The 23,779-nt window shown below is 67.5% G+C and carries 26 protein-coding genes; 18 read left to right on the forward strand and 8 right to left on the reverse strand.

The genetic code is table 11. The features are described from left to right. Positions 1 to 56: 56 nt before the first annotated feature. From LXM94_RS16410 to rarD, 10 genes are all read left to right on the forward strand, one after another. Complete coding sequence (locus LXM94_RS16410; RefSeq protein ID WP_235772547.1) at positions 57 to 329, forward strand: antitoxin; 273 nt, start codon at positions 57 to 59, stop codon at positions 327 to 329. Beyond that, positions 326 to 742, forward strand: coding sequence for a type II toxin-antitoxin system VapC family toxin (locus LXM94_RS16415; RefSeq protein ID WP_235772548.1), 417 nt, complete (start codon positions 326 to 328; stop codon positions 740 to 742). Before LXM94_RS16410 ends, LXM94_RS16415 begins: the two co-directional genes overlap by 4 nt. Beyond that, entirely contained in the window at positions 739 to 1,221 is a 483-nt protein-coding gene (locus tag LXM94_RS16420; RefSeq protein WP_235772549.1) for a GFA family protein, read from the forward strand. Before LXM94_RS16415 ends, LXM94_RS16420 begins: the two co-directional genes overlap by 4 nt. Further along, positions 1,218 to 1,709, forward strand: coding sequence for a GFA family protein (locus LXM94_RS16425; protein WP_235772550.1), 492 nt, complete (start codon positions 1,218 to 1,220; stop codon positions 1,707 to 1,709). The genes LXM94_RS16420 and LXM94_RS16425 overlap by 4 nt, the downstream gene beginning before the upstream one ends. A 1-nt stretch (position 1,710) precedes the next feature. Next, positions 1,711 to 2,184: a GFA family protein gene (locus LXM94_RS16430; protein ID WP_235772551.1), complete on the forward strand. Its 474-nt coding sequence runs from the start codon at positions 1,711 to 1,713 to the stop codon at positions 2,182 to 2,184. Beyond that, positions 2,181 to 3,134, forward strand: coding sequence for a prolyl aminopeptidase (gene pip / locus LXM94_RS16435; protein ID WP_235772552.1), 954 nt, complete (start codon positions 2,181 to 2,183; stop codon positions 3,132 to 3,134). The genes LXM94_RS16430 and pip overlap by 4 nt, the downstream gene beginning before the upstream one ends. 435 nt (positions 3,135 to 3,569) lie before the next feature. Further along, complete coding sequence (gene cimA / locus LXM94_RS16440) at positions 3,570 to 5,186, forward strand: citramalate synthase (protein WP_235772553.1); 1,617 nt, start codon at positions 3,570 to 3,572, stop codon at positions 5,184 to 5,186. A 61-nt stretch (positions 5,187 to 5,247) separates the two neighbouring features. Further along, a complete protein-coding gene (locus tag LXM94_RS16445) occupies positions 5,248 to 5,487 on the forward strand; it encodes a type II toxin-antitoxin system VapB family antitoxin (RefSeq protein WP_235772554.1) in 240 nt (79 codons plus the stop codon). Then, a complete protein-coding gene (locus tag LXM94_RS16450) occupies positions 5,487 to 5,912 on the forward strand; it encodes a type II toxin-antitoxin system VapC family toxin (protein WP_235772555.1) in 426 nt (141 codons plus the stop codon). Before LXM94_RS16445 ends, LXM94_RS16450 begins: the two co-directional genes overlap by 1 nt. Before the next feature lie 109 nt (positions 5,913 to 6,021). Next, positions 6,022 to 6,966: an EamA family transporter RarD gene (rarD, locus tag LXM94_RS16455; RefSeq protein WP_235772556.1), complete on the forward strand. Its 945-nt coding sequence runs from the start codon at positions 6,022 to 6,024 to the stop codon at positions 6,964 to 6,966. Between the two features lie 7 nt (positions 6,967 to 6,973). Here the strand turns inward: rarD and LXM94_RS16460 are convergent, their stop codons facing one another. Then, complete coding sequence (locus LXM94_RS16460; RefSeq protein ID WP_235772557.1) at positions 6,974 to 7,594, reverse strand: LOG family protein; 621 nt, start codon at positions 7,592 to 7,594, stop codon at positions 6,974 to 6,976. A gap of 159 nt (positions 7,595 to 7,753) precedes the next feature. On the opposite strand from LXM94_RS16460, the gene LXM94_RS16465 reads away from it, so the two are divergent. The 3 genes from LXM94_RS16465 to LXM94_RS16475 all read left to right on the forward strand — a co-directional run bounded on the left by LXM94_RS16465 (position 7,754) and on the right by LXM94_RS16475 (position 12,334). Continuing rightward, positions 7,754 to 9,994 carry a LysM peptidoglycan-binding domain-containing protein gene (locus tag LXM94_RS16465; RefSeq protein ID WP_235772558.1) on the forward strand — a complete coding sequence of 747 codons (2,241 nt, stop codon included), beginning with the start codon at positions 7,754 to 7,756 and terminating at the stop codon, positions 9,992 to 9,994. Positions 9,995 to 10,135: 141 nt separating this feature from the next. Next, positions 10,136 to 12,022 (forward strand): ABCB family ABC transporter ATP-binding protein/permease, encoded by a 1,887-nt coding sequence (locus LXM94_RS16470; RefSeq protein ID WP_235772559.1) that lies wholly within the window; start codon positions 10,136 to 10,138, stop codon positions 12,020 to 12,022. A 165-nt stretch (positions 12,023 to 12,187) separates the two neighbouring features. Beyond that, entirely contained in the window at positions 12,188 to 12,334 is a 147-nt protein-coding gene (locus tag LXM94_RS16475) for a DUF1127 domain-containing protein (protein WP_235772560.1), read from the forward strand. Positions 12,335 to 12,444: 110 nt separating this feature from the next. Here LXM94_RS16475 and LXM94_RS16480 read toward each other — a convergent pair whose 3' ends face one another. Further along, positions 12,445 to 12,924 carry a VOC family protein gene (locus LXM94_RS16480; protein ID WP_408015653.1) on the reverse strand — a complete coding sequence of 160 codons (480 nt, stop codon included), beginning with the start codon at positions 12,922 to 12,924 and terminating at the stop codon, positions 12,445 to 12,447. A gap of 166 nt (positions 12,925 to 13,090) precedes the next feature. Between LXM94_RS16480 and LXM94_RS16485 the strand changes: the two genes are divergently transcribed. After that, a complete protein-coding gene (locus LXM94_RS16485; protein WP_329605619.1) occupies positions 13,091 to 13,819 on the forward strand; it encodes a phosphatidylserine decarboxylase in 729 nt (242 codons plus the stop codon). Between the two features lie 44 nt (positions 13,820 to 13,863). Beyond that, positions 13,864 to 14,709, forward strand: a complete 846-nt coding sequence (gene pssA, locus LXM94_RS16490; RefSeq protein WP_235772562.1) for a CDP-diacylglycerol--serine O-phosphatidyltransferase — start codon at positions 13,864 to 13,866, stop codon at positions 14,707 to 14,709. 6 nt (positions 14,710 to 14,715) lie between these two features. Here the strand turns inward: pssA and LXM94_RS16495 are convergent, their stop codons facing one another. The 6 genes from LXM94_RS16495 to alr all read right to left on the reverse strand — a co-directional run bounded on the left by LXM94_RS16495 (position 14,716) and on the right by alr (position 21,370). Further along, positions 14,716 to 15,339 carry a hypothetical protein gene (locus LXM94_RS16495; RefSeq protein ID WP_235772563.1) on the reverse strand — a complete coding sequence of 208 codons (624 nt, stop codon included), beginning with the start codon at positions 15,337 to 15,339 and terminating at the stop codon, positions 14,716 to 14,718. 165 nt (positions 15,340 to 15,504) lie between these two features. Beyond that, positions 15,505 to 16,245 (reverse strand): SDR family NAD(P)-dependent oxidoreductase, encoded by a 741-nt coding sequence (locus LXM94_RS16500; RefSeq protein WP_235772564.1) that lies wholly within the window; start codon positions 16,243 to 16,245, stop codon positions 15,505 to 15,507. A gap of 11 nt (positions 16,246 to 16,256) precedes the next feature. Next, positions 16,257 to 17,750: an amidophosphoribosyltransferase gene (gene purF / locus LXM94_RS16505; RefSeq protein ID WP_235772565.1), complete on the reverse strand. Its 1,494-nt coding sequence runs from the start codon at positions 17,748 to 17,750 to the stop codon at positions 16,257 to 16,259. Positions 17,751 to 18,001: 251 nt separating this feature from the next. Then, a complete protein-coding gene (locus tag LXM94_RS16510; protein ID WP_235772566.1) occupies positions 18,002 to 18,592 on the reverse strand; it encodes a CvpA family protein in 591 nt (196 codons plus the stop codon). A 142-nt stretch (positions 18,593 to 18,734) separates the two neighbouring features. After that, complete coding sequence (gene radA / locus LXM94_RS16515; protein ID WP_235772567.1) at positions 18,735 to 20,138, reverse strand: DNA repair protein RadA; 1,404 nt, start codon at positions 20,136 to 20,138, stop codon at positions 18,735 to 18,737. A gap of 68 nt (positions 20,139 to 20,206) precedes the next feature. After that, positions 20,207 to 21,370 carry an alanine racemase gene (alr, locus tag LXM94_RS16520; protein ID WP_235772568.1) on the reverse strand — a complete coding sequence of 388 codons (1,164 nt, stop codon included), beginning with the start codon at positions 21,368 to 21,370 and terminating at the stop codon, positions 20,207 to 20,209. A 168-nt stretch (positions 21,371 to 21,538) separates the two neighbouring features. On the opposite strand from alr, the gene LXM94_RS16525 reads away from it, so the two are divergent. The 3 genes from LXM94_RS16525 to LXM94_RS16535 all read left to right on the forward strand — a co-directional run. Then, complete coding sequence (locus LXM94_RS16525; protein ID WP_235772569.1) at positions 21,539 to 22,144, forward strand: hypothetical protein; 606 nt, start codon at positions 21,539 to 21,541, stop codon at positions 22,142 to 22,144. 51 nt (positions 22,145 to 22,195) lie between these two features. Continuing rightward, entirely contained in the window at positions 22,196 to 23,053 is an 858-nt protein-coding gene (locus LXM94_RS16530; protein ID WP_235772570.1) for an AraC family transcriptional regulator, read from the forward strand. A 71-nt stretch (positions 23,054 to 23,124) separates the two neighbouring features. Further along, positions 23,125 to 23,779, forward strand: a 655-nt coding sequence (locus tag LXM94_RS16535; protein ID WP_235772571.1) for an AzlC family ABC transporter permease, incomplete at its 3' end; no start/stop codon positions are given.

The following is a 23,779-nucleotide window of genomic DNA, read 5'->3' on the forward strand; positions in this document are numbered from 1 at the left end:
GCCTTCGTTCCATCAGGCCTATGCTCCGGCCTATGCCATAACCGATGGAGGCCGCCATGACTGCAAGACCGAAGGACATGCCGGAACCCGTACAGGAGCGGGAGGTCAAGCTTTTCCGCAACGGTCGCAACCAGGCGGTCCGCATTCCCGTGGAGTTCGAGCTGCCGGGCAAGGAGGCCGTCATGCGCAAGGAGGGCGATCGGCTGATCATCGAGCCGAAGCGCGAGAAGCTGGGGCTGTTCGAGTGGCTCGCCACGCTGGAACCGCTGGAAGACGAGTTTCCGGACGTCGATGACGGACTGTTGCCGCTTAGGGATGTAGACCTTTGAACGTCCATCGCTACATGCTCGACACCAATATTGTCTCGGACATGGTGCGAAACCCGGAGGGTGTGGCTGTCGCGCGAGGCAAGGCCGCAGGCGCAGGCAGCCTCTGTCTCAGCGCCGTGACCGTCTGCGAATTGCGCTTTGGTGTGAAAAAGAAAGGGGCGACGACATTGTCGGATCGGGTAGAGGCATTTTTGTCGACTGTCCCGGCCATACCGCTGGAGCCGGAGGTCAGTGAGCGGTTCGCCGAAATTCGCTATGATCTGGAGCGCAAAGGCACGCCGATCGGCCCCTTCGATATGCTGATCGCCGCCCACGCCCTCTCGCTCGACCTCACCCTCGTCACCGCCAATATCCGCGAGTTCTCCCGCGTCGAGGGTCTCAAGGTCGAGAACTGGATGGAGGCCGCGCGATGACGACGCCCTTCTATACCGGCGGCTGCCAGTGCGGCGCCGTGCGTTTCCATGTCGAGGGCGCGCTCGGCGACGCCTCGGTCTGTCATTGCCGCATGTGCCAGAAGGCGAGCGGCAATTTCTACCTGCCGCTGGTTTCCGTCCACGACGCGAAACTCACCTGGACGCGCGGCGCGCCGAAGCGGTTCCGCTCGTCGAACCACGGCTATCGCGGCTTCTGCGCCGAGTGCGGCACGCCGCTGACCTACGAGGCGCCGGACGGGGTCGCGCTCACCATTGCCGCCTTCGACGATCCCGCCGAAATCGCGCCGCGCATCCAGTGGGGCATCGAGGCGAAGCTGCCCTATGTGGACGCCGTGCATACGCTGCCGGCCGAAGAGACGATGGCCGACCGGGATGCCGCCGCCTTCCTCGCCGATCTCGTCTCCTACCAGCATCCGGACCACGACACGGACGACTGGCCGCCGGAGGGCCGGCCATGAGCATTTCCCGCATCTATACCGGCGGCTGCCAGTGCGGCGCGGTGCGCTACCGTGTCGAGGGCACGCTTTCCGATCCGCATCTCTGCCACTGCCGCATGTGCCAGAAGGCGGCCGGCAACTATTTCCTGCCGCTCGCCAATGCGCCGCGCGAAAATTTCGGCCTGACGCGGGGCGAGCCGGGCTGGTTCCAGTCCTCCGAAATCGTGCGGCGCGGCTTCTGCCGCGATTGCGGCACGCCGCTGTTCTACGACGCGCCCGCTGCCGGCCACATCAACATCACGCTCGGCTCGCTCGACGACCCGGACGATCTGCGCCCGATCGCCCAGTCGGGCGTCGAATCGCGCGTCGTCTGGTTCGCCCATCTGCCGGACCTCCCCGAAAGCGAAAGCAATGCGGGAGACGAGGGCGCGCAACGCCACCTGACCATTCTCGAATCGAACCGCCAGCATCCCGACTATGACACCGACCACTGGCCACCGGAGGACTGACATGCCCGAGACCGTTCGCACCGGAGGCTGCCAGTGCGGCGCCGTCCGCTTCCGCATCAGGGGCGCGCTCGGCCGCCCGTCGATCTGCCATTGCCGCATGTGCCAGAAGCAGTTCGGCGGCTTTTTCGGACCGCTCGTCACCGTGAAGGGCGAGACCGAGTGGCCGCGCGACGCGCCGACCTACTTCCGGTCTTCCGTCAATATCGAGCGCGGCTTCTGCCAGCGCTGCGGCACGCCGCTCACCTACCGCCATCCGGGCGGGCTGGAGATCGCCATCGGCGCCTTCGACGACCGCTCCGACCTCGCGCCGCAGATCCAGGTGAACTATGCGGCGCGCATCCCCTGGGTCGAGACGATCTTCGACCAGCCGGTGCACGAGGATACCGACTACTACGCAAGGCAGGAAGGCATCGTCTCCTTCCAGCACCCCGACCACGAGACGGACAGCTGGCCGGTACACGGACTGAAACTATGACTCTCCGCACGCTTTATCCGGAAATCGAGCCCTATGCGTCCGGCCATCTCGATGTCGGCGACGGCCATGTGATCTACTGGGAGCGCTCGGGCACGCCCGGCGCGAAGCCGGCGGTGTTCCTGCATGGCGGACCGGGCGGCACGATCGGCCCGAACCACCGGCGGCTGTTCGATCCGAAGCTCTACGACGTGACGCTGTTCGACCAGCGCGGCTGCGGCAGGTCCACGCCGCATGCCGAACTGGAGGCCAACACGACCTGGCACCTCGTCGCCGACATCGAGCGGCTGCGCGAGATGGCGGGTGTGGAGAAATGGCTGGTCTTCGGCGGCTCCTGGGGCTCGACGCTGGCGCTCGCCTATGCGGAAAAATACCCGGAGCGCGTCTCCGAACTCGTTGTGCGCGGCATCTATACGCTGACGAAGGCGGAACTCGACTGGTACTATCAGTTCGGCGTCTCGGAAATGTTCCCCGACAAGTGGGAGCGCTTCATCGCACCCATTCCACTGGCGGAGCGCCACGAGATGATGCGCGCCTACCACCGGCGCCTGACGAGCGACGACAGGGAAACCCGCATCGCCGCCGCCAAGGCCTGGAGCCTCTGGGAAGGCGAGACGATCACGCTCCTGCCGGAGCCCGAGACGAGCGATCCCTTCGCCGACGAGGACTACGCCCATGCCTTCGCGCGCATCGAGAACCACTTCTTCGTCAATGCCGGCTGGCTGGACGAGGGGCAGTTGCTGCGCGACGCCCACCGGCTCAAGGGCATTCCGGGTGTCATCGTGCACGGCCGCTACGACATGCCGTGCCCGGCAAAATACGCCTGGGCGCTGCACAAGGCCTGGCCAGAGGCGGAGTTTTTCCTCATCGAAGGGGCAGGGCATGCCTATTCGGAACCCGGCATCCTCGACCGACTGATCTATGCGACGGACACGTTTGCGGGGAAGGTCTGAGATGACTTGGCCCGCATGCGGCAAGAGGCGGGAAGACCCCTCCCCAACCCCTCCCCACAAGGGGGAGGGGCTTAGGCGTCGGCACTCTCCCTCTTCTCCCCCGCGGGGAGAAGGTGGCCCGGAGGGCCGGATGAGGGGGCCGTCGCCGACCTTGCGGGCGGGGCTCCCCCTCATCGCCTCGCTTGCGCTCGGCACTTCTCCCCGGCGGGGAGAAGTGGGTGGCAGCATTTGCGACCTGCCTCCCTTTCCTATTGGCCACTGCTGGCGAGAACCGATCCCAATCCGGCCCCGCAGCGCAGGGCTGCATCGTGGCGGTAGCACTTGGGCATGGAGCGAGCCGCGAGTCTTCTCCCCCCTTGTGGGGGAGACGGCCGGCAGGCCAGAGGGGGGCTTGCCCCACGGACGAACAAACGACCGTTCCCAGGGAGGGAACACATGAGAAAAGACCGCATCCACCTCTTCGACACCACGCTGCGCGACGGCCAGCAGACGCCCGGCATCGACTTCTCCGTCGAGGACAAGATCGCCATTGCCCGCATGCTGGACGAGTTCGGCCTCGACTATGTCGAGGGCGGCTATCCGGGCGCCAACCCGACCGACACCGCCTTCTTCTCGAAGAAGCGCACCGGCGGCGCGAAATTCGTCGCCTTCGGCATGACGAAGCGGGCCGGCATCTCGGCCTCGAACGATCCGGGGCTCGCCGCGCTGCTCGGCGCGAAGAGCGATGCGATCTGTCTCGTCGCCAAGAGCTGGGACTACCACGTGCGCGTGGCGCTCGGCTGTTCCAACGAGGAGAACCTCGAGAGCATCGCGGAATCGGTCAAGGCCGTGGTCGCCTCGGGCCGCGAGGCGATGGTCGACTGCGAGCATTTCTTCGACGGCTGCAAGGCCAATCCCGCCTATGCGCTCGCCTGTGCGACGACCGCCTTCAGGGCCGGCGCCCGCTGGGTCGTGCTTTGCGACACGAATGGCGGCACCCAGCCGCCGGAGGTGCGGGCGATCGTCGAGGCGGTCATCGCCGCCGGCGTGCCGGGCGGCAATCTCGGCATCCACGCCCACAACGACACTGGCCAGGCGGTCGCCAACTCGCTCGCCGCCGTCGAGGCCGGCGTGCGGCAGGTCCAGGGCACGCTGAACGGCATCGGCGAGCGCTGCGGCAACGCGAATCTCGTGACGCTGATCCCGACGCTGCTCCTGAAGGAGACCTATGCCGAGCGCTTCGAGCTGGCGATCGACCGCGAGCGGCTGGCCGGGCTTACCAAGCTTGCGCATGAATTCGACGAATTGCTCAACCGCTCGCCGGACCACCAGGCGCCCTATGTCGGCGCCTCCGCCTTCGCCACCAAGGCCGGCATCCACGCCTCGGCGCTCCTCAAGGACCCGCGCACCTACGAGCATGTGACGCCGGAAAGCGTCGGCAACCTGCGCAAGGTCATGGTCTCCGACCAGGGCGGCAAGGCGAATTTCATCAACGCGCTGAAGCTGCGCGGCATCACGGTCGCCAGGGACGATCCGAAGCTCGACCGGCTGATCGAGATCGTCAAGGAGCGCGAGGCGACCGGCTATGCCTATGAGGGGGCCGATGCGAGCTTCGCGCTGCTCGCCCACCGCACGCTGGGGTCCGTGCCGGATTTCTTCCACGTCGACAGTTTTCGCGTGATGGTCGAGCGGCGCTACGACGCCAACGGCAACCTGAAGACGGTTTCCGAGGCCGTGGTGAAGGTCGTGGTCGACGGCGAGACGATGATGTCGGTCGCCGAGGGCCACGGCCCGGTCAATGCGCTGGACTTGGCACTCAGGAAGGATCTCGGCAAGTACCAGACGGAGATCGCCGACCTCGAGCTCGCCGACTACAAGGTGCGCATCCTCAACGGCGGCACCGAGGCGATCACCCGCGTGCTGATCGAGTCCACGGACGCCAGCGGTGCGCGCTGGTGGACGGTCGGCGTCTCCGACAACATCATCGACGCGTCGTTCCAGGCGCTGATGGACAGCATCGTCTACAAGCTGCTCAAGAACCGCGGCGAGGCGGGGCGCGTGGCGGCGGAGTAGGCGCGCGCCCGGATTGCAGTCGGGTGTAGGCAATGCCATATTGATGTCTACGGAGGTTGCAATGGCGCTCAACATTCGCAGCAGGAAGGTGAACGAGCTCGCCGGCGAACTCGCGGCGAAGCGGCACGTCACCAAGACGGAAGCCGTCCGCATTGCGCTGGAAAACGAGTTGCGGCGGTCGGAAGACAAGGTGCCCTTGCGTGAGAAGATCAAGCATTTGCAGGAGCGCGTGGCTGCCTATCCGGACACGGGCCTCGAAGCGGACAAGGCGTTTTTCGACGAGCTAAGCGGCGAATACTGATGTTCGTCGATGCGTCCGTCATCATCGCGATCCTGACGAGGGAGCCGCAGGCGGATGCCTGCGAGCGCGCCCTGCAGGCGGGCAAGGCTGGCCGTAATGTGACGAATGTTCTGGCTGTGTGGGAGGCTGCTGCGGCACTCCTTCGGAAGAAGCAGATGCCCATCCTGGCCGCAAATTCCGTGATCTCGGACTTCCTGGAAGCCGGCGACATAGAGGTTCTGTCCATCGACGAGCATCACCGGTTGGCGGCGATGGTGGCTTTCGAGGCCTATGGCAGGCATGCCTATGGCGGCGTCGACAGAAACCGGGCGCTGAATATGGCGGATTGCTTCCACTATGCGGTTGCTCGCGGCGAAGGCGTTCCGATGCTGTCGCTCGATGCCGGTTTCGCACTCACGGATATTTCCGTCGTTGAAATCGGTTGATCGGCATTCGACATTTGCCGCCGCCCATCCTTCACCGAAATGAATTGGTGCATTCGTCCGGCTTGGCGTACCACCACCGAAAACCCACAAATCGACGGGACGGAACACCATGGCCGACGCGAAATCACCTTCCGCCGCGGAAAGCGGCGATTCGCCGCGCGGTTTCGCCTTCGCGCTGACGGCCTATCTGCTCTGGGGCTTCCTGCCCTTCTTCATGAAGGCCGTCGCCCATATTCCGGCGACGGAGGTCGTTGCGCACCGCATCGTCTGGTCCGTGCCGATCGCCGGCCTCGTGCTCGTCGTGCTCGGCCGGACGGCCGACATCCGGGCGGCGCTCGTCTCGCCGCGCATGCTCGGCATGGCGACGCTGACGGCGGCGCTCATCACCGTCAACTGGGGCATCTATGTCTGGTCGATCGGCGCGGGGCGGGCGATCGAGACGGCGCTCGGCTACTACATCAATCCGCTCTTTTCGATCTTCCTCGGCGCCGTCATCCTCAAGGAGCGCATGACGCGGGCGCAGATGGCCGCCGTGGCGCTTGCCGCCGTCGCCGTCGCGATCCTGGCGGTCGATGCCGGCGGCATGCCCTGGGTTTCCATCGGGCTCTGCGTCACCTGGGGCTTCTACGCCTTCTTCCGCAAGACGCTGCCGATCGGCCCGAACCAGGGCTTCTTCCTCGAGGTGCTGCTGCTGAGCGTGCCGGCCATCGGCTACATCCTCTGGCTGGAGGTCGGCGGCCAGGGCCATTTCGGCGATACCGGTCTGTCCGACATGCTGTTGCTGCTCGCCTGCGGCCTCGTCACCGCCGTGCCGCTGATGATCTACGCCAACGGTGCGAAGCTGCTGAAACTCTCGACGATCGGCATCATGCAGTATATCGCGCCGACGATGATCTTCGTCATCGCCGTCTTCGTCTTCCGCGAGCCGTTCGGCCCCGCCAAGCTCGCCGCCTTCGTGCTGATCTGGTCGGCACTCGTCATCTATTCGACGTCGATGCTGCGCACCGCCAGGGCGCGCCGCGCGGCCGAATCCGTCCTGAAGCCGGCAGAGTAGGGATGTATCAGAGGCGGGCGATGATCTCGCTCTCGCCGGCACGGTCCACGTCGCTCGACCAATGATCGAGCAGCGCCGGCACGATTTCCTCCGCCTCGTCGATGACGAGCGGCTGCACGAGATGGGCGGTGTGGATGAAGCCGGTCTCGCTCATGTGGCGGATCAGCTTCAGCATCGGATCCCAGAAGCCGTTGATGTTGGCGAAGACCATCGGCTTGCGGTGGCGCCCGAGCTGCGCCCAGGTCATGACCTCGACGATCTCCTCCAGCGTGCCGATGCCGCCGGGCAGCGCCACGAAGGCGTCGGCGCGCTCGAACATCTTGTGCTTGCGCTCGTGCATGTCCGGCGTGACGATCAGTTCGGAAAGCTGGCCGAGCGAATGACGCGTGGCCTCCATATCCATGAGAAACTGCGGTATAATGCCGGTGACGCGGCCGCCGCCTGCCAGCACGCCGCTTGCGACGGCGCCCATGATGCCCTTCGTGCCGCCGCCATAGACGAGCCGCAGATGGTTGTCGGCGATCGATTTGCCGAGCGTGCGGCCGGCGGCGAGGAAGGCGGCATCCCGCCCGGGCTGGGAGCCGCAATAGACGCAGATGGATCGAATCGGCAGGGCATGGTCGCTCATGGTTCCGATTGAGCCATCCGGAACGGCATGCGGTCAAGAAAAATGACGGAAAAGCCCGCCGTCTGCGACTGCGCACACCGCCTGAGCTTGTGGAAACCCTCGGGAATCGCTAGCAATTTTTGAAGGGGAATGCGGGAATCCGCGTGGAGTGAGCGAGAGATGAAAAACAAGACCGGCCTGGTGGCTCTGATCGTGCTGGCGGTGGCGACGCTGCTCATGATCTTCCTGGTGCTGCCGAACATCACGTCCGGCGACAAGGCGGAGACCCCGTCCGACCCCGCGGCCGGCCAGTCTGCGGCGACCGGGACCGGCGAGACGACGACGGCCGACGGCAAGCAGGCCCGCGCCGGCCAGGCGGCCGACGGTACGGCCGACGTCGCTGCCACCCCGACGACGGAAGAGAAGCCGGCGGGAACGGAAAGCGCCGCCGACTGGACGACCCCCGCATTCGACGTGCTGCGTGTCGAGCCGGACGGCTCCACGGTCGTCGCGGGCCGGGCGGAACCCAACAAGAAGCTTGAAATCCTGAGCGGCGACACGGTCGTCGCGACGACCGACGTCGGGCCGTCCGGCGACTTCGCGGCCGTCTTCGACCAGCCGCTTGCGGCCGGCGATCACCAGCTGGTGCTTCGCATCCTCGGCGCGGAAGGCACGTCCAAGACCTCCGAGGAGGTGGCGACGGTCTCGGTGCCCAAGGACGGCAAGGGCGACCTGCTCGCCATGGTCTCCAAGCCCGGCAAGGCAAGCCGCCTGATCACGGTGCCGGAGGAGGCCGCGGCGTCCGCCGGGCAAGCCGGAACGGCCGTGGTCACGTCGACGGAGACGGGCACGGCGGAAAACGGCGAGCAGGCCGCGGCGGATACCTCCGGTACGCCGCCGGCAACGGGCGAGTCCGGCACGGCGGAGACCGTGGCCGAGAGCGATGCTGCCGGCACGGATGTCGCTGCGGCCGATCCGTCAATGGCAGCGGCGGACGAGCCGCTGACGGAAACGGGGGCCGCCGCCGGCAAGCCGCAGATCCGCGTTTCCGCCGTTGAGATCGAAGGCGACAGGATGTATGTCGCCGGCAATGCCAGGCCCGGCGCCGTCGTGCGCATCTATGCCAACGACAAGCTGGTGGGCGAACAGAAGGCCGACGCGGATGGCCACTACGTCATCGACGGCACGATGCCGCTTCCGGTGGGCAACAACACGATCCGCGCCGATGTCATGAGCCCGGACGGCTCGGCGGTGGAGCTGCGCGCGTCCGTGCCGTTCATGCGGCCGGAAGGCGACCAGGTCGCCGTCGTGGCGCAGGCCGAGGAGGCGCCGGGCGGCGCGATCCCGGCGCTGGGCCTCGTCGGCGGCGGCACGTTCGACAAGCTGCGCGGCGAGGCCAACAAGGCCGTCGCGCTTCTCTCCGGCCTTTATGCGGACGGCAGGCTGCCGACGGTCGAGGAACTGGCGGCGGCGCGTTCGGCGACGGAAATCGCGCTGAAGTCGCTCGCCGAGTTCCGGCCGTCGCCGGCCGAGGGCGAAGCCGCGGTCGACATCGCCGGCAAGGCATCGGCCGCCGCCGCGGCGGCGCTTGCCAGGCTGCAGGCGCTGCCGAAGGATGCCGCCGCGGTCGGCGATGCGATCGCGTCGATCGAGGCTTCGGTGAAGGAGGCGGTCGCGCCGAGCATGGATGCGGCGCAGGCCGTCGCCGACGCGGTGTCCGAAACGGCCGACCAGGGTCTTGCGGCGCTCGCGACGCAGGCGCGCGATCTCGCGGGCCAGTTCGAGGCACTCTTCGCATCCGGCCGCAATGCCTCGGCCGCGGAAATCCAGACGGCACGCAGTGCGCTCGAGGCCGCGTTGCGTCAGCTCGCGGCCTTCGCCGGCCCGGCGGACGGTGCGACGGCCGACGCCGAAGCCCTGCGTGCCTGGGCGCGCGCGAGCCTCGACGGCCTTGCGCGCGTGCCGGCCAACGCGGCCGCCGACGCCTACGGCCAGGCGCTCGCGGCGCTGCGCGAAGGCGCGAACCTCGCCGTGGCGGAAACATCGGCCGGTGAAATGCCCGCCGAAGAGCCGGCGACGGCGGAGGGCGGTGCCCAGGCGACGGCGGAAACGACCGGCCAGGACACGGCGGCGTCCGCGGCCGCCGCCTCCGGTGACGCGCAGCCCGAAACGGTGGAGCAGGCGCCGCTCCAGGAAAGCAAGAGCTCGGTCATCATCCGGCGCGGCGACACGCTCTGGCAGATCTCGCGGCGGGTCTACGGCCGCGGCGTGCGCTACACCACGATCTATCTCGCCAACCAGGACCAGATCCGCAATCCGGACCGCATCACGCCCGGCCAGGTGTTCGGCGTCCCGGACAGGGCCACAACACCGGACACCGAGGCCGAGCAGCTTCACCGCAAGCATATGGAAGGCGGCTGACCGGTCCCGGATATACCGGCCGGGGCACATTGTATCCCGGCACGGGAACGCCTATCTAGCGCATGCGGCGTCCCGCCCCGGGGCGCCGCATTTTTCTTGGAATATCTCGACCGGTCCTTGAAGCCGGTGCCGGAGGCAAGCGTGGCGAACGCGAAGAAGACCGTATCGGCCGACACCAGCAATCCCCTGTCGACCCTCGTCAATCTCTGGCCCTATATGTGGCCGTCGGCCCGGCCGGACCTGAAGATGCGCGTCGTCTGGGCGACGGCCTTCCTGTTCGTCTCCAAGCTCGTGCTGCTGCTCGTGCCCTATTTCTTCAAATGGGCGACGGACGCGCTCGACGGGCGGGTCGACGCGGCGGACATCCTGCCGGCCTTCCTGCTCGGCGCCGTCATGCTGGTCATCGCCTACAACGCCGCGCGCATCCTGCAGGCGGGGCTCAACCAGCTGCGCGACGCGCTCTTTGCCAGCGTCGGGCAATATGCGGTGCGCCAGCTCGCCTACCGCACCTTCGTGCACCTGCACCGGCTGTCGCTGCGCTTCCACCTGGAGCGGCGCACCGGCGGCCTGTCGCGCGTCATCGAGCGCGGCACGAAGGGCATCGAGACGATCGTCCGCTTCACCATCCTCAACAGCGTGCCGACGGTCGTCGAGTTCGTGCTGACGGCAATCGTCTTCTGGTGGGGTTACGGCTTCAGCTATCTCGCCGTCACGGCGGTGACCGTCTGGCTCTACATCTGGTTCACGGTCAGGGCGAGCGACTGGCGCATCTCCATCCGCCGCTCGATGAACGACAGCGACACCGAGGCCAACACCAAGGCGATCGACTCGCTGCTGAACTTCGAGACGGTGAAGTATTTCGGCAACGAGGAGATGGAGGCGAAGCGCTTCGACCAGTCCATGGCGCGCTACGAGAAGGCGGCGACGCAGGTCTGGACCTCGCTCGGCTGGCTGAACTTCGGCCAGGCGCTGATCTTCGGCGCCGGCACGGCGATCATGATGGTCATGTCGGCGATGGCCGTTCAGCGCGGCGAGCAGACGATCGGCGATTTCGTCTTCGTCAATGCGATGCTGATCCAGCTCGCCATCCCGCTCAATTTCATCGGCTTCGTCTACCGCGAAATCCGCCAGGGACTGACCGACATCGAGCAGATGTTCGACCTCCTGGAGGTCGAGGAGGAGGTGAGGGATGCGCCGGACGCCAGGCCGCTCGTCATCGCGAACGGCGCGATCGCCTTCCGCGACGTGCATTTCGCCTATGATCCGGCCCGCCCGATCCTCAAGGGCATTTCCTTCGAGGTCCCGGCCGGCAAGACCGTCGCCGTCGTCGGGCCGTCCGGGGCGGGCAAGTCGACGCTGTCGCGGCTGCTCTACCGCTTCTACGACGTGCAGGACGGGGCGATCACCGTCGACGGCCAGGACGTGCGCGACGTGACGCAGGCCTCGCTGCGGCAGGCGATCGGCATGGTGCCGCAGGACACGGTGCTCTTCAACGACACGATCGCCTACAACATCCGCTACGGGCGCCCCTCGGCGAGCGAGGCGGAGGTGAAGGCCGCCGCCGACGTGGCGCAGATTTCGGGCTTCATCACCCACCTGCCGGAGGGCTTCAAGTCGATGGTCGGCGAGCGCGGCCTGAAGCTCTCGGGCGGCGAGAAGCAGCGCGTCGCGATCGCCCGCACCATCCTGAAGAGCCCGCCGATCCTCATCCTCGACGAGGCGACCTCGGCGCTCGACACGCGCACCGAGCAGGAGATCCAGGCCGCTCTCGACCTCGTCTCGAAGAACCGCACGACGCTCGTCATCGCCCACCGGCTGTCGACCGTCGTGTCGGCCGACGAGATCATCGTGCTCAAGGACGGCGGCATCGCGGAGCGCGGCACGCATGGCGACCTGTTGCGTCGCGGCGGCCTCTACGCCTCGATGTGGAGCCGCCAGCGCGAGGCGACGGAGGCGGAGGAATATCTGAAGCAGGTGCGCGAGAGCGACGAACTCGGCGTGGTAGTGCGCAAGGCGCCGGCAAGTTGATGGTTGTTCTGCCGCTTTTTTGATCCACCTATGCGCCTGGCGCATGGGTGTGCCGCCTTCTTCGCGCTGCACAATTAAATCGGTTCAGGTTATAAAACTCCCATCGAAGCAACGAGGCGCCACGGACTGGCCGCCGGCTTCGAAAGCCCAGGAAAGGGGATCGAAATGAACGTAGCACGCTCTTTCAGCAATTGGCGCAAGTACCGTCAGACGGTCACCGAGCTCGGCCGCATGTCCACCCGCGAACTGCAGGACCTCGGCATCGACCGCGCCGACATCCACCGCGTTGCGCGCGCCGCCGTCGGCCGTTAAGCACACGTGACATAGGCCGGATTCCACCGGCCGTTCGAAGCGCCCGCATCATCCGATCGGGCGCTTTTGTTTTGTGCGGGGTTCTCGCGCGCTGCCGTGCGGCAGCCGCTTCAGCCGCCCGGACCGGCAAAGAGAATCAGATTGCCGTCGGGATCGGACACGATGAAGGTCCTTGCGCCCCATGGCTGTGTCGTCAGTGCCTGATGGAAGTCGACACCCGCCGCCTGGTAGCCGCGGAACAGGTCGTCGACGGCGCTCGCGCCTGCGAGCGTGATCGCGGCCGACAGCAGTTCTTCGCGGCGCCGGATGTCTCCGACGAAGACCGGCTCATGCACGAGCCGCAGGCAGATCCGCGCCCGGTCCCGTTCCACGACCCCGTAGAATGGCGGATCGCCATAGCTGAAATCGACGGCGAAGCCGAGTTTTTGCGTGAAGAAGGCGACCGCCGCGGCGAAATCGGCCACAGCGAGGACGGCCTCCACGCCACTGAACACGGGCAGGCCCGGCGGTGAACCGCCCCTCCCGGGCGTGGCCCGCTCTTTCAGCTTCTGGAAATTGGACACGGGCGCGGCCACGGTTTCGCGTCGCATATGGGCGCTGCCCCCGGTTTCCGCGGATGCGCCCGGCTTCACGCGGAACCTGCATGCCCCGGCCGCGGATTGTCAATATCGCCGGGCGGCAGGACATGAGTTTGCCGTGCGGCCCCGTCTATTCGCCGCGCCGCATTGCTCCCGCCATCTTTTCACGCTAGGTCGGGTGCCGACAAACACGAGGAGATGTCTGAACATGAGTTTGGTCGATACGGTGCGCAACACGTTCGTTCCCATCCATCGGGACGGCTGGAAGTTCGTGGCGGCCTTCTTCGTCGTCTCGCTGGTGCTCGGCCTCCTCTGGGAGCCGCTGATGTGGATCGGCTTCCTGCTGACGGCCTGGTGTGCCTATTTCTTCCGCGATCCCCAGCGCGTCACGCCGCAGGACGACGACATCGTCGTGAGCCCGGCCGACGGCCGCGTCTCGTCGATCGCGATGGTGACGCCGCCGGCCGAGCTGGAGCTCGGCAGCGACCCGATGCTGCGCATCTCGGTCTTCATGAATGTCTTCAACTGCCATGTGAACCGGGCACCGATGCGCGGCCGCGTCGCCCATGTCGCCTATCGCGCCGGCAAGTTCCTGAATGCCGAACTCGACAAGGCAAGCCAGGAGAACGAGCGCAACGGCCTGGTGATCGAGACCGTGCACGGCCGCATCGGCGTCGTGCAGATCGCCGGCCTCGTCGCGCGGCGCATCGTCTGCTGGACGGCAATGAACGACAGCCTGGAAGTCGGCGAGCGCTTCGGCCTCATCCGCTTCGGCTCGCGCCTCGACGTCTTCCTGCCGGCCGGCGCCGAGTCCCGCGTCAGCCTCGGCCAGACGGCGATCGCCGGCGAAACGGTGCTTGCGGAATTCGGCTCGACCAGGGGCCCGACCGTCAGCCGCCGCGGCTGACGGACTTGGGCAGCCGGTAGACGACTCGAACGAAGCGAAAAGAGATGGAAACGCCTTTCCCGCCCTATGAGCCGAACGGACCGAACGACGAGGCCCGCGGCCCACGGCTGCGTGAGATCCCGTTGCGGCTGATCGTGCCGAACGTCATCACCGTGCTTGCCATATGCGCCGGCCTGACGGGCATCCGCCTTGCCTTCGAGAACCGCTACGAGCTCGCGGTCGGCATGGTTCTGCTCGCCGCCTTCCTCGACGGTATCGACGGCCGCATCGCGCGCCTCCTGAAGGCGACCTCGAAGTTCGGCGCGCAGATGGATTCGCTCGCCGACATCGTGAACTTCGGTGTCGCGCCGGCGCTGGTGCTCTATGTCTTCGTGCTCGACCAGGCGCGCTCCTTCGGCTGGATCGCCGCGCTGATCTACGCGATCGCGGCGGGTCTCAGGCTCGCGCGCTTCAACGTCATGGCCGAGCGCGAGGTGAAGGCCTCCTGGCAGTCGGAATATTTCGTCGGCGTGCCGGCGCCGGCCGGCGCCATGCTCGTGCTGCTGCCGGTCTATGTCGGCTTTCTCGGGCTTGCGCCGAGCGCGCCCTACGCCGTCGCCGCCTCGATCTATACGGTCGCGATCGCCTTCCTGCTGGTGAGCCGCCTGCCGGTCTGGTCCGGCAAGTCCGAGGGCAGCCGCATCCGCCGCGACCTCGTTCTGCCGATCCTGCTGCTCGTCGTGCTCTATGTGGCGACGCTGATGAGTTTCACCTGGGAGACGCTGGCGGTGACCGCCGTCGGCTACCTCCTGACGCTGCCCTTCGGTGCCCGCTCCTGGCAGAGGAAATACGGCGACTGGCCGGCCGATCCGGCCGATCCCGACGACCGGATCTCGCCGGAAGGGGAGTGAGGCGGGCTACAGCGGGCGAAGCACACCGGGCGGCAGAGGGCCGTCCTCCATGCCCATGGCGAAGCCCCAGGCGCCGAGTTGTTTCAGCGTCAGGGCAAATGCCTGGGGCGCCTGCGGGCTGTAGGGCCGGCATCGCGACATGTCCGGCAGTGGCCTGACCGGGCGGCCAAGCCACTTGTCCAGGATACGGCGATCTGCGAACAGCAGCTTGCGCAGGTTCACACCCCGGCGCAGCGCCGGCTTTTCATGCGGACCATGCGAGCGGTTCGCCCGCGGCGGCAAGCGGATGAGCAAGACATAACCAACGCCGAACCTGATTGCGATATTGCGCGCCAGCACGTGGTCGTAGTCCACCGCCCATGGAGTCGACTTGAAGACCCTTCGCGCCGCGAAGCGATAGCCGGAATAGGTGGGGCGGACATAGACGAGACGCAGCGGACCCCGTTCGACGACAAAGGCGTTGCGCAGGTTGATCCCGCCGATCCGGTAGATTTCGCCGCCGAGATGCAGGGCCACTGCGCGCATGTCCGAGGCCCCCACCGGAATGTCGAGCCCCGCCAGGCCTTCGAGCCGCTGTCCGATCCAGCGCAAGCTGCCCGGCTCGACGATCTTCGCAAGGTTGACGGCCATTTTCGTCACCTCCGGCGGGGTAAGGCGCGCCGTCGATGACAGGACGGATCGCGGTGCAATGCGACCTTGCCACATCGGCGGTCCGCGACAAAGGCCGCACCGCTCAGTCGACACGAGGCGCGAAGCGTCAGCGTCGACCACTCCCCGGCGATGTGCGTGAACTCGCTACTCCGGCAGCCGGTAGTCGACGATCTTCCTGTCCCGCACGATGAAGAGCTTGCCGGTCTCCGTCTGGCCGGGGCCGACGAGGGGGAGCAGCGTCGCCGCCACTTCGGACGGGTGCGGCAGGGTCGACGGATCTTCGCCGGGCACGGCCTGGGCGCGCATGGCGGTCCGGGTGGCGCCCGGATCGACGCTGAGGATGCGCAGCGGCAGCCGCTGGGTCTCGTGGGCCCAGGTGCGCGCCAGCGCCTCCACGGCGGCCTTGGAGGCGGAATAGGGCCCCCAGAACGGCTTGCATTTGTGGGCGGCGCCGGACGACAGGATCAGCGCGCGGCCCTGGTCGGATTTGACGAGCAGGGGCTCGACCGAGCGAATGAGCCGCCAGGTGGCCGTCACGTTGATCGCCATGACCTTTTCGAACACCTTCGCCTCGACATGGCCGATCGGCGAGATCGTGCCGAGCACGCCGGCGTTGGCGACGAGGATGTCGAGCTTGCCCCAGCGTTCGAAGATCGAGCCGCCGAGCCTGTCGATCGCCGCCATGTCGGCAAGGTCGAAGGGCACCAGCGTCGCGGTGCCGCCGACCGCCTGGATCGCGTCGTCGAGTTCCTCGAGCCCGCCGACCGTGCGGGCGCAGGCGACGACATGCGCGCCGGCTTTCGCCAGCTCGAGGGCGGTGAAATAGCCGATCCCGCGCGACGCGCCGGTGACCAGCGCGATGCGGTCCTTCAGGTCGATGCTCATGCTGCTGTCGATTATCCGTTGCTGGCCAGAACCGAGACCTTCCGTCCCATCGTCTCGCCGTCCTTGTCAAGCAGGCGCGTCGGATAGTCGCCGGTGAAATAGTGGTCGGTGAACTGCGGACGGACCGGATTGCGGTCCTCGCCGCCGACGGCGCGGTAGAGCCCGCCGATCGACAGGAACTGCAGCGAATCCGCGCCGATGTAGCGGCACATGGCCTCGACGCCGTCATACTGGTTGGCGAGCAGCTTGTCGGCGTCCGGCGTGTCGATGCCGTAGAAGTCCGGGTAGAAGATCATCGGGCTGGCGACGCGGATATGCACCTCGCGCGCGCCGGCGTCGCGGATCATCTGCACGATTTTCAGCGACGTCGTGCCGCGCACGATGGAATCGTCGACGAGGATCACCCGCTTGCCCTCGATCATCGCGCGGTTGGCCGAGTGCTTCAGCTTCACGCCGAAGGCGCGGATCTGCTGCGTCGGCTCGATGAAGGTGCGGCCGACATAGTGGTTGCGGATGATGCCGTATTCGAAGGGAATGCCGCTTTCCTGCGCGTAGCCGAGCGCCGCCGGCGTGCCGCCGTCCGGCACCGGCACGACGACGTCGCCCTCGACGGGATGTTCCTTGGCGAGATTCATCCCCATGTTCTTGCGCGCGACATAGACGCTGCGGCCGCCGACGACGGAATCCGGCCGGGCGAAATAGACATATTCGAAGAGGCAGAGGCGCTCGGGCAGCGGGTTGGTCGACTTGCGCGCCTCGATGGTGATCGAGCCGTCCGGCTGGACCTCGCAGATCACCACCTCGCCGTTTTCGACGTCGCGGATGAACTTGGCGCCGATGATGTCGAGCGCACAGGTCTCCGAGCAGAAGATCGGCTTGCCGTCCAGCTCGCCCATGACGAGCGGCCGGATGCCGGTCGGGTCGCGGGCGGCGATCAGCTTCGTGCGCGTCACCGCGAGCATCGAATAGCCGCCCTCCATCTGGCGGATGGCGTCGATGAAGCGGTCGGTGGTCGAGGCGTAGCGCGAGCGGGCGACGAGATGCAGCACCACCTCGGTATCCGACGTCGACTGACAGATGGCGCCGCCGGCGATGAGCTGGCGCCTCAGTGTCAGGCCGTTGGTGAAATTGCCGTTGTGGGCGACGGCGATGCCGCCGACCTCCAGTTCCGCGAAGAGCGGCTGCACGTTCCGCAGCGCCACCTCGCCGGTGGTGGAGTAGCGGGTGTGGCCGATCGCGATGTCGCCCGGCAGTTTCGCGAGCGTCGCCGGGTTCGTGTAGTGGTCGCCGACGAGCCCCATGTGCTTTTCGGTGTGGAACTGCTTGCCGTCGAAGCAGACGATGCCCGCCGCCTCCTGGCCACGGTGCTGCAGGGCGTGCAGGCCGAGCGCCGTCAGCGTGGCGGCGTCCGGATGGCCGAGGATGCCGAAGACGCCGCACTCTTCATGAAGTGTGTCGCCGTCGAGGTCGTCGTCGTGGCGAACGGGGAACTGGAAATCGCTCATTGCTGCAAGCCCTTGCTCGGAACGCTGTGGGTTTGATGGTTGTCCGGAATTCCGATGCCGGAAAAGGCCGCGCCGTGCGGGGATGCCGTGCCCCCGCCGTGTCTGCCCCGTCCGCTCTTCGTACCACGCCTATATGCGAATGCCCTAACGACTTTACCACCGAAGGCCGGCGGACTTCAGTGGCACGAGCCGTATTCTACCAAATTCGACGGCCTGTGCCCTCCTCAATCCTGGGGGCACGTCGCCTGCCGTCATCCGTTCGTCGCCGGAACCTCTTCCTCGGGTGTCGCCGGCGTTTCGCCGGCCGGTTCGCCCTCCTGGCCGGTGCCGATGCCCTTCAGCCGGTCGAGGATCGTCGCGTCGACGTCTTCCGGAAGCAGCGCGATCAGCCGCGTGCCGAGATTGTCGAGAAGCGGCTTCGCCTTGGCGCCCGTCACCCAGGTCGGCTGCTGGTTGATCGGGACGAGCCAGTTGAAGAACAGCATGGCGACGACGACGATCAGGATGCCGCGGGCCGCGCCGAACAGGAAGCCGAGCGTGCGGTCGAGCGCGCCGATGCGGCTGTCGATGATGAAGTCGGCGATCCGCATCGTGATGAAGGAGATGACGATGAGCGCCACGAGGAAGACGACGGCGGCCGAGCCGATCATCGCGACCGTGTCGCTCGTCGTGTAGTCCTGCGCATAGGGCAGCAGCACCGGGTAGAGGAAGTAGGCGGCCGCCGCGGCACCGACCCAGCTTGCGACCGACAGCACCTCGCGGGAGAAGCCCCGCACCATGGCGAGCACGGCGGAGAACAGCGCGACGCCGATGACGATGCCGTCGAGGATGGTTATGGGCATGTTGTCCTACTCCAGACCGGAACTATTTCGGGCTCCCCGAGCGTCGGGCCGCGCCACCTTAACGGATCGGGCAGGCGGCGTCTCAAATCGGATCATCGACAAGAGGCTGTTTCCACAAGGCGTTTTCAGAGATTCCCGTGCATCAAACGTCGTCTTCGGCCTGCTTCAGGGCACCCCGCGAGCCGGCGATGCGCGCGACCAGATCGGGCAGGCTGTCGATTTCCGTCCAGCGGGCGCCGCTGCTCTTCAGCAGGTCGGCAGAGCCGGCGGGCAGGACTGCCTGCGCGAAACCCAGTTTCTCCGCCTCCTTGAGGCGCTGGGCGGTGTGCGCAACCGGCCGGACCGCGCCGGACAGGCTGACTTCGCCGAAATAGACGCAATCGGCGGGCAGGGCAAGCCCGGCAAGCGACGAAACCAGCGCGGATGCGACGGCGAGGTCGGCGGCCGGCTCCGAGATGCGGTAGCCGCCCGCCACGTTGAGATAGACGTCGTGCTGGCCGAGCCGCACGCCGCAATGGGCTTCGAGCACCGCGAGGATCATCGACAGCCGCGCCGAATCCCAGCCGACGACGGCGCGGCGCGGCGTGCCGAGCGAGGTCGGGGCGACCAGCGCCTGCACCTCGACGAGGATCGGCCGCGTGCCTTCCATGCCGGCGAAGACCGCGGCACCCGGCGATTTAGCGTTGCGCTCGCCGAGGAAGAGTTCCGACGGATTGGCGACCTCGCGCAGGCCCTTGTCGGACATTTCGAAGACGCCGATCTCGTCGGTCGGCCCGAAGCGGTTCTTGACGGTCCGCAGGATGCGGTAGTGATGGCCGCGGTCGCCCTCGAAATAGAGCACGGCGTCGACCATGTGCTCGACGACGCGCGGTCCCGCGATCTGGCCTTCCTTGGTGACATGGCCGACGAGCACGATGGCGGCACCTGTCTGTTTGGCGAAGCGAATCATCGCCTGTGCGCCGGTCCTCACCTGCGTCACCGTGCCGGGTGCTGATTCCGCGGTGTCGCTCCACAGCGTCTGGATCGAATCGATGATGGCGAGGTCGGGCCGCCGGCCCTCGGCGAGCGTTGCGAGGATGTCCTCCACATTCGTTTCGGCCGCGAGCAGCACGTCGGTGTCGGCCGCGCCGAGGCGCTGGGCGCGAAGCCGGATCTGCGCAACCGCTTCCTCGCCCGAGACGTAGATGACCCGGTGGCCGCGGCGCGACAGCGCGGCCGCCGCCTGCATCAGCACGGTCGACTTGCCGATGCCGGGATCGCCGCCGACGAGCACCGCGGAGCCGCGCACGAAGCCGCCGCCGGTCACCCGGTCGAGTTCCGAAATGCCCGTCTCGATGCGCGGCGCTTCCTCGATCTCGCCGGAAAGCGCCGTCAGCGCCACGGTGCGTCCCTTCTTCGGCACCTTGCCGGGACCGCCGCCGATGCCGCCCATCGGGTCTTCCTCGACGATGGTGTTCCACTCGCCGCAGCCGTCGCACTTGCCCGACCAGCGGCTGTGCACGGTGCCGCAGTTCTGGCAGACGAATTGGGTTCGGGCCTTCGCCATCGGGAGTCTTCCGTCGGGGCTGTCGGGTTTCGGAGGAGAGAGGCGCTAGCACAAAACGGGAACGTTTGCTACCGCTGCTTCTCGACATAGTGGCGGCCGTAGCGTCGGCCGAGGCCGGTGAGCAGCACGTAGTCGATCGTGCCGCCGGCCCGGGCAACGGTCTCGATCGGCATGTTCGGACCGAAGAGCTCGATGAAGTCGCCCGCCTTGACGGCGCCCTCCGGCAGGTCCGTGACGTCGAAATGGGTGAGATCCATGGTGACCCGGCCGATGAGCGGCACGGGCCGGCCGTGGAGGTAGCCGCTCGCGCCCGACAGCCCGGTCTGGCGCAGCGGCACGCCGGCGCCCGACAGGCTGCGCAGGTATCCGTCGGCATAACCGATCGCCGCGACGGCGATGCGGCTGTCGCGGGCGAGCAGCGCCGCGGCGCCGTAGCTCACCGTCTCGCCGGCCCTGGCGTGCCGCACCTGCAGCACGCGGGCCTCCGCCTTGACGACGGGCGTCATCGGGTTCGGCATGCCGTTGACGGCCGCGCCGCCATAGAGCGCGATGCCGGGACGGGTGAGGTCGAAATGAAAATCCTCGCCGAGGAAGATGCCGGCGGAATTCGCCAGGCTCGCCTCGATGCCGTCATAGGCCTTGCGGGCGGCGCGGAAGCGGTCGAGCTGCATGCGGTTCATGGCGTTCAGCGGATCGTCGGCGCAGGCGAGGTGGCTCATCAGCAGGACCGGCGAGAAGCTCGCGGGCCGCGCCGGGTCGCCGGCAAGCGCGACGGCATCGGCGACCGTCAGGCCGAGCCGGTTCATGCCCGTGTCGACATGCAGCGCGCAGGGATGGTCGGCCCCCTCCGACAGCGCCGCCATGAAGACGGCGAGCTGTTCCTCCGACGCGATCACCGGCACGAGGTCGTATTCGAAGAACAGGCGCTCCGAGCCCGCCCACATGCCGGAAAGCACGAAGATGCGCGCGTCGGGCACGATGGGACGGAGCCTGCCGCCCTCGGCGGGCGTCGCCACGAAGAAGTCCCGCGCGCCGGCCGCGTGGAACGTGCGGGCGGCGGGCTCGAGGCCCGTGCCGTAGGCATCGGCCTTCAGCACGGCGGCGGTGCGCGCGGTGCCGGATTTCCTTGCCATCAGGCGCCAGTTGTCGGACAGCGCCGACAGGTCGATGGTGAGGCGGGCGTGATCTTCCGGATCGGCATCGGCGGTGGGCGCGGACAAGGACTTGCTCATGCGTATCAGATACCCCGCGCTGCCGGCTGCCGCAACCGGTTGCTTACGATTGGTTATCTCTGACGTCAGGCGGCGATGCGGCGCCCCTTGACGGCGGCCCTGTCCCGGGTCGAAACATCGGCGCCGCTCCTGCCTGGGACAGGTGGTGTCTGGCGAAACGAGGAACATATGTCGAGGCGGACCACATACCGGATGGCGGCCCTTGGCCTGCTGGTCGCGCTCTTTCCCTTGAGCGGGGCGGCCGCGCAGGACGCCGCCCGGCCCGACCGCGCCATCCGCGACGCCTACGCCGTGCTCTTCGGCCTTGCCGTGGATGGCGAGCAGCCGGTGGCCGGCGACCGGGCGGACATCTTCTATTCGATCATCGACAATCCGGCCGCGCCGCGGCTCGTCACGCGGCTCGAGGTCAGCGGCACGCCCTGCCGCGCCCGCACCACCGCCGCCCTGCAGTTTCCCGGCGAGTGGGCCTCGATGACGCTTGCGATGGCGGACCTGAAGAGGATCGAGGCGGCGGCCGGCTATGCCTCCGTCGACGATCTGATGGCATCGCGTGACCCGCTGCCGTTCGACGACCCGCGCGTGCGCCATGTGGTTCTGACCGGCAAGGGACTCGTCTGCGAGAGCCGGCTGTCTCTGGACGAAGCGAGCGAGCCGAAGCAGGTCTGCGGCGACCGTTTCGACGTCACGATGATCGACCCGGCGCAGCGCGAGCGTGGCCTCAGGGCCCTGAGGCTGATGGCCGGGATCTGCGGGATCGGCGCGCTGACGCGCTAGCGGCAGCACTTTTCTTCAAGACGTCCCGCCGCAAGCGGCTATGATGCGCCGATGCAGACCGTGTCCCAGAAGCAGGCAACCGATGCCATGCCGCTCGCTGCCGCCGAAGCCACGCGCTTCTGGCGCGACCCGCGCTTTCGCGGCATGGAATGCCTCGGCGCGACCTTTCTCACCCACGAATTCGCACCCCATACCCACGACACCTTCTCGATCGGCGCGATCGAGAGCGGCAGCCAGATCGCCCGCATCAACGGCGCGCGCGAACAGTCCGGGCCGGGCGACCTCTATCTCATCAATCCCGGCGAAATTCACGACGGCGCACCGGGCATCGACGGCTACCGCTACCGCATGATCTACCCGGATCTGGCACTCTTCCTCGACATCCTGGAGGATGTCGGCGGCCGGGCCTTCCACGCGACGCCGAGTTTTTCGCGGCAGCTTCTGCACGACCCGGAGCTTGCGGCCGCGTTCAACCGCGCGCACCGGGTGCTGGAGGAGGGGGCGGGCGCTCTGGAGGCGGACGAAAGCATGTTCAGCGTGCTGGCGGCGATGTTCCGGCGGCATGGCAGCGCCATTCTCGTGCCGGTCGCCACAAGGGAGACGACGGCGGTCGAGCGCGCCCGCGACTACCTCGTCGAGAACTTCCAGTCGGACATCGGGCTGGAGGAGCTCGCCACCGTCGCGGGGCTGAGCCGCTCCCATCTCATCCGGGCGTTCCGCAAGCAGTTCCACATCACGCCGCACGCCTTCCTGACCGACAGGCGCGTGCGCGCGGCGCGCACGCTGCTGCGGGCCGGCTCGGCTCCCGCCGATGTCGCGGCCGAATGCGGCTTCGCCGACCAGGCGCATTTCACGCGTCATTTCAAGGCGCGCACGGGCGTCACGCCCGGCCAGTACCGCGCCCGCTGATCACTTTCGTTCAAGACCCGCATGCGCCGGCCGGTCTATCTGCGGCCGAACGAGAGATGAGGAGTCGGTGCATGGAACGCAGGGAATGGAAGAGGGATGTCGCCGGCGGCATGCGGGCGATCGCGCCGCTGATCGTCGCGGTCATCCCGATCGGTGCGGTCTTCGGCGCGGTGGCGGCGACGAAGGGCCTGTCGACGCTGGAGGCGACGCTGATGAGCGCGCTGGTCTTCGCCGGCGGCTCGCAATTCGTCGCGATGGACATCTGGACCCATCCCGCCTCCTGGACGGCCGTCGGTCTCGCGGCGCTTCTCGTCAACATCCGCCACGTGCTGATGAGCGCCTCGCTCGCCTCGAAGATGGCGGCCTTTCCGCCGCTGGCGCGCGGCCTGTCCATGCCGCTGCTCGCCGACGAGATCTGGGCGATGGCCGAGTTCCGGGCCGGTGCCGGCCGCCTGACGCCCGCCTGGTATGCGGGGCTCGCGCTGCCCTTCTACGCCGCCTGGGTCGCCTCCACGGCTTTCGGCGCCGCGCTCGGCGCGCTGCTCGGCGATCCGGCGGTGATCGGCCTCGACTTCGCCTTTCCGGCCGTCTTCATCGTGCTGGTCACCGGCTTCTGGAAGGGCAGGCGGACCGGCGCCGTTCTGCTGGCGAGTGCGGCTGCCGCCGTCGCCGTCCACATGCTGGTGCCCGGCGTCTGGTACATCGTGGCCGGCGCGCTCGCCGGGC

It is taken from the genome of Rhizobium alarense (assembly GCF_021555155.1).
GTDB classification, from domain to species: Bacteria; Pseudomonadota; Alphaproteobacteria; order Rhizobiales; family Rhizobiaceae; genus Rhizobium_D; species Rhizobium_D alarense.